Consider the following 5,614-nt stretch of genomic DNA (forward strand, 5'->3'; position numbering starts at 1 on the left):
CGGGGATATGTGGCCCCATGGGGATGCGCGCGGCGGCGGGGCGGGGGATCACCGGTGCCAACGGGACGGGTTCTCCGCGATATATCGGCGGATGCGATCCATGTCCGCCTCATCGCGGATGATGTGCTCGTAGTAATCCTCTTGCCAGACCCGTGCGCCTGGTGTCCCACACATGCGGTTGATCGTGCGGGTCGATACGGATTTGAAGCTCTGGATGATCGCCGGGATCGACCCAGGCACCGTCCCACGTGGCCTGCCCGCCGGCGGTGGCTTACGCTCCGGTGCCTCGCCGTGGAGGAGGATGACCCCGTGCAGGTGGTCGGGCATGAGCACGAAGATGTCGAGGGCTACCCGCGCATGATGGCGGGGGATTGCCTCCCAGCATGTGGCTATCGCCTCGCCATAGGCATTTGGGGCCATGGTGCCACCAATGATCTCCCCAAACAGATCGCCCCGTATCTGCGCGCAGATCGTGATGAAGTAGGCACCGGGCCGGCGATAGTCGTAGCCGGGCAGGCGGATGGATCGGCGGTGGTGGCGCCCCGCGTCGTAGGGCATGGCGGTACCTCAATGATCGGCGATCATATCGATGTACCGCTGTTACCCCTCTCTGCGTTACGTCTTTCAGGCATGGTGACGATCATGTCTGCGATGTCGCCAGCTCCGCGCGGATGTCCCGCAGGGCCGCCACCGTCTCGGCGTGGCGAACGAAGATCTGATCGCGGCGCTCGTCGATGTCGGCGATCGGCGGGCTGTGGGCGGCGTCCTCAAGGGCGCGGCAGAGCTCAGCCAGGGCGCGGGCGCCGACTAGGGCGGCGTTCGACTTGAGGGTGTGGGCGGCCCGCTTGACCAGGTCGGCGCGGTCGTCCACTATCGCCCGCCCCAGATCGCCCAGGAGCGTGGGCGTCTCGGCGATGAAGAGGTCGATGAACTCGATCACGGTGGCCGGATCCCCGCCGCCGAGGCTCTGCTGGAGCCGGTCGAGGGCGCCGCGGTCGATCAGCGCGGCGGGGGCGGCGGCCTCTCTTGAGGTGTCGGCGACTGAGGTGCCGAGGCGCTCCAGGGCCGCCTCCAGCTCCTCGATGCGCACCGGCTTGCTGATATAGTCGTCCATACCGGCCTCCAGGCAGCGCTCGCGGTCGCCGCGCATGGCGTTGGCGGTCATGGCGATGATCCGCGGACGCTGGCCGGCCGGCCAGCGGGCCACGATGCGCCGGGTGGCCTCCAGTCCGTCTAGCTCAGGCATCTGCACATCCATCAGCACCACGTCGTAGGGCTGGCGCTCCAGGGCCTCCAGAACCTCCAGGCCGTTGCCAGCTACGTCGGCGCGGTAGCCAAGCCGCTCCAGGGTGCGCAGGGCCACCCGCTGATTTACGGCGTTGTCCTCGGCGAGCAGGATTCGCGCCGTCGCCCGCTCGGCCATAGGCGACTCCGGCTCCTCCTCGTCCTCGGTCGCGTAGGCCACGCCCTCGGCGGCGCCCACCGCCTCGAGCAGGGCGCGGTAGAGCAGACGCCGCTTGATCGGCCGGTGCAGGTGGGCGGCGAATGTGGCCGGCAGGGCCTTCGGGCTCGCCCCGAGGTCCGAGAGCAGCACGATCGGCGTGTCGGCGGTGGTCGGGCGGCGCTGGAGGTCGAGGGCGAGCGCGGTGCCATCGGCGGTCGTCAGGCGCGCGTCGATCAGGGCCACGTCGAAGCCTGCGCCGCCGGCGATCAGCTCCAGGGCCTCGGCGGCGGAGGCGGCCTCGCGCACGCCCATGCCCCACCTGGCGGACTCTGCGGCCAGCATCGCGCGGGCGGTGGGGTTGGCCTCGGCGATCAGGGCCTGGCGTCCGGCCAGGGCCATATCGATCCCGTAGGAGAGATCATCCTCGGCGCCTATCTCGGCCACGATGCTCACCCGGAAGGTGCTGCCCTGGCCTGGCGCGCTCTCCACCACGATCCCGCCGCCCATCATCTCGCTCAGGCGCTTGCAGATCACCAGGCCCAGCCCGGTGCCGCCGTAGGTGCGCGTCGTCGAGGCGTCCACCTGGCTGAAGGCGCGAAAGAGCCGGTCCATCTTGTCGGTCGGGATGCCGATCCCGGTGTCGCGCACCTCAAAGATCAGCCGGGCATGTCGCTCATCCAGCGCCGGGTCGTGCTCGCGGCGCACCTGGAGCGTCACCTCGCCGGCCGAGGTGAACTTGACCGCGTTGCCAAGCAGGTTCACCAGGATCTGGCGCAGGCGGGTGACATCGCTCAGCAGCACCGACGGGACATCGGGCGCGATCAGGGCGGCCAGGTCGATCCCCTTCGCGTGGGCCGCCGTCACCACCAGGTCGAGCGCCGACTCGACGCACTCGTGGATCTCGAAGGGCTGCTGCTCAAGCTCAAGGTGGCTCGACTCGATCTTCGAGAGGTCGAGGATGTCATTGATGATGGTCAGCAGAGTCTCGCCGCTGGAGCGGATCGTCTCGGCGTACTCACGCTGCCGCTCGCTGAGCTGGGTGTCGAGGAGCAGCCCGGTCATGCCGATCACGCCGTTCATCGGGGTGCGGATCTCGTGGCTCATGTTGGCCAGGAACTCGCTGCGGGCGCGGGTGGCCTGCTCAGCGGCCTCCTTCGCCTCCACCAAGGCGGCCTTGGACTCGCGGGCGGCGGTGACATCCTGGATGTAGACGGCCAGCCCATCGGCCGAGGGGTAGGCTCGCACGGCCAGCCAGCGGCCCAGGGGCTCGTAGAAGAGCTCGGTGGCCAGCGGGGTCTGGCTGGAGACGGCCTTGCGGTACAGCGCGGCGTAGCGCTGGCCAGTGTCGCCGGGGAGCGACTCCCAGAGCGGGCGTCCGATCAGCGCGGCGGCGGGCTGCCCGAGCAGGCGCTCGGCCTCGCCGTTGACATAGGTGAAGTTCCAGTCGATATCGACGGCGAAGAAGGCGTCGGCGATGCTCTCCAGGATGCTGCTGACGCGGGCCGAGGACTGGCGCAGGGCCTCCTCGACGCGCATGCGCTCGGTGAGCTCGCCCTGGAGCGCCTCGTTGAGGCGCAGGTTGCTGAGGGCCTGGCCGATTGTGGTGGAGAGCCGCTGGGCCAGGGCGATGTCCTCGGGCGTGAAGATGTGCGACTCGGCCGATGAGAGACCGATCGTGCCGATCACCTGGTCGTGGACGAGGACCGGCACCACCAGGAGCGAGACGCGGCTCTGCGGGTCGCCCCTGCGCTTGCCGGCCCCGGGTTGCGGGTTCATCGGCAGGTTCGAGAGGGCCACAGGCTGGCGACGGGCGATCAGATCCTGGGTCAGCAGATTGCCGCGCACCGGGATGACCGATCCGATCACCGAGGGGCCGTCGGCGTCGCGGTACTCGGCCACCACCGTCTGCGAGGTGCGGTCGGCGTTGAGCAGAGCACAGAGGGCCTGGGGCACACCGAAGGCGTCGGCCAGGTCGGCGCAGATCATCTGCAGGGCCTCGCGGGTGTCGGTGGCCGAGGAGATCGCGCTCATCACCCGGTTGAGGGCGAGCGTCTCGCGCACGGTTCGCTGGAGGTCGCCGCGCATGCGGGTGCGGTCGACCGCCTTGCTGATATGGTCGCTCAGGGTGAGCAGGAGGAAGAGGTCATCGGGGCCCAGGGCGTAGGGCCGCCGCTGCTCCACATGGAGGACGCCCTCCACCTGCCCGCCAACCTGGAGGGGCGCGGTGATCGTCGAGGCGACGCCAGGCTCCAGGTCGAGGCGCTCGGGCCAAGACTCGGTGTCGACGATCAGCAGGGGATTGCCGGTGGCGGCGACGTGTCCCAGCGGCATGCTGGTGCTGAGGATCTGGCCTGCGGACGGTACATGTCCGACCGCGTATCTGAGCGTGAGGGTGCCCCTGTCAAGCGTGTAGATAGCCATCGCGGGGTAGCTGAAGGTAGTGGCGCTTGCCTCGACGGCGACGCGGAAGATCTCATCGACCGTGTTCTCGCGGCCGATCGCGCCGCGCACCTGGTCGAGGTGGGCGAGCAGCTCGGCCTGGCGGCGCGTCTCACCCGCCAGGACATTGTAGCGATCCTCGCTCGCGCGCAGCTTGCGGGCAAGCTCAGCGGCGCGGGCGCGCACGCTGCCCGCGGCGCGCCGCGGGCGGCTGACGGGTAGAGACGGCATGGCGGTGCCCCCTGGGAGTGCATAGTATCAGGATCGGGCCTTGCGGCGCTGCTGAAGGCGCTGGATGACGCGCTGGAGAGCGGGGTTGGGCCGCTCGACCGGGCGCTTGGCATCCTCCTCGGTGCTGAATGAGAAGGACCAGTCTTCAAGCAGCGCGCCGAGCGGCTTGGTGGGGATCTCGAGGACGGGCGGCACGCCGCGGTTGAGGGCGCTCGTGAACAGCTCGCCGGCGTAGGGGATGATCGCGGCGAGGGGGCGCCTCAGGGTGCTCTCGATGTCTTTGCGGGGCAGGCCGCCGCGCTCGAAGGTGGCGTTCAGCACCAGGGTGATCTTATCGGCGGGGTAGCCCAGCTGCTCGAAGACATCGAGGGCGCAGGTTGTGGCCACCACCGAGCCGATCTCGGGGCCGAGCAGCAGGACGATCTGGTCGGCGGCGTCGAGCGCGGCCAGGGTCGTCTCATTAAAGTTGTGCGGCATGTCGAGGACGATATAGTCGTAGTGGGCGCGCAGCACGTTGAGGACGCTCACGACCTTGGATGCGGTGATCGGCTCGTTCTCCTCGGGGCGGGGCGCCGCCGGCAGCACGCGCAGGCCGCAGGCGTGGCTGAGCATCACCTGGTCGAGCACCTCGCCGTCGATCTCCTCGGCCGGCTTGAGGGCCAGGTCGCTCCAGCTCGTGCGCAGGGGCAGGTTCATCATCAGGGCGCTGTGGCCCCCGGTGAAGACCATATCGACCAGGGCGACCTTCCCGCCGCCCCAGAGCTGGTTCAGGCCGGAGGCCAGGTTGGCGGCCAGGCTGGAGGTGCCGATCCCGCCGCGCAGCGAGAAGAAGGCGATCATCCGGCCCTGGGCGGTGGCGATGGCAACAGGCGCCGGCGCGGCCCGGCGCAGCAGCGCCTTCACGCGGGCCTGGAGCTCCTCGGCCTCGAAGGGCTTGGCCATATAGTCGTCGGCGCCGGCCTCAAGGCCCTGGACGCGCTCGTGGAGGGCGTTGTTCGCCGTGAGCATCATGATCGGCCGGGTGGCGAAGGCGGGCATGCGGCGCAGGCGGCGGCACACCTCGTAGCCGTTGATCTCGGGCATCTCCACGTCGAGGATGATCATGTCGGGCAGCAGCGCGCCCGCCCGCTCCAGGGCCTCGCGCCCATCGCGGGCCTCGATCACCTCATACCCCACGGCCTCTAGCGCCAGCGCCACGGCCTTGATGTTCATCGGGCTGTCGTCGACGACCAGGATACGTTGTGCCATATGGAACCTCGGTGGCTCGATCATCTTCTGCTGTGTGTCAGGATAGCATATCCCACAAAGGGCTTCTCATATAGAACGGGCAAGCTCAGGGCTGTTGCCACATCCTGGGGATTCACCACCTTGCGCATCGATGTTAGGGCTGCCGCCCTAAAAACCATGATTGTTTGTGCCCAGCAGGTACATGCCGCACTGATTATGCTGCGGCGCGGCGTAGCCGCGCCGCAGCATAATCAGTTTTTTTGTGGGAGAGCT

3 protein-coding genes are annotated in these 5,614 nt (G+C 68.8%); all 3 read right to left on the bottom strand.

The features are described from left to right. Positions 1-48 precede the first annotated feature (48 nt). Positions 49-558 (bottom strand): transposase, encoded by a 510-nt coding sequence (locus K2Z83_RS27720; protein WP_220598411.1) that lies wholly within the window; start codon positions 556-558, stop codon positions 49-51. An 82-nt stretch (positions 559-640) separates the two neighbouring features. Further along, complete coding sequence (locus K2Z83_RS27725) at positions 641-4,114, bottom strand: response regulator (RefSeq protein WP_220598412.1); 3,474 nt, start codon at positions 4,112-4,114, stop codon at positions 641-643. Between the two features lie 27 nt (positions 4,115-4,141). Beyond that, positions 4,142-5,362 (bottom strand): response regulator, encoded by a 1,221-nt coding sequence (locus K2Z83_RS27730; RefSeq protein WP_220598413.1) that lies wholly within the window; start codon positions 5,360-5,362, stop codon positions 4,142-4,144. Positions 5,363-5,614: the final 252 nt, after the last annotated feature.

Source organism: Oscillochloris sp. ZM17-4 (assembly GCF_019599295.1).
In the GTDB taxonomy this organism is placed as follows: Bacteria; Chloroflexota; Chloroflexia; order Chloroflexales; family Chloroflexaceae; genus Oscillochloris.

What these genes read in the sequence shown, in the direction of transcription:
- K2Z83_RS27720 (WP_220598411.1), bottom strand. Translation starts at nt 558, where the DNA reads ATGCCCTACGACGCGGGGCGCCACCACCGCCGATCCATCCGCCTGCCC.
- K2Z83_RS27730 (WP_220598413.1), bottom strand. Translation starts at nt 5,362, where the DNA reads ATGGCACAACGTATCCTGGTCGTCGACGACAGCCCGATGAACATCAAG.
- K2Z83_RS27725 (WP_220598412.1), bottom strand. Translation starts at nt 4,114, where the DNA reads ATGCCGTCTCTACCCGTCAGCCGCCCGCGGCGCGCCGCGGGCAGCGTG.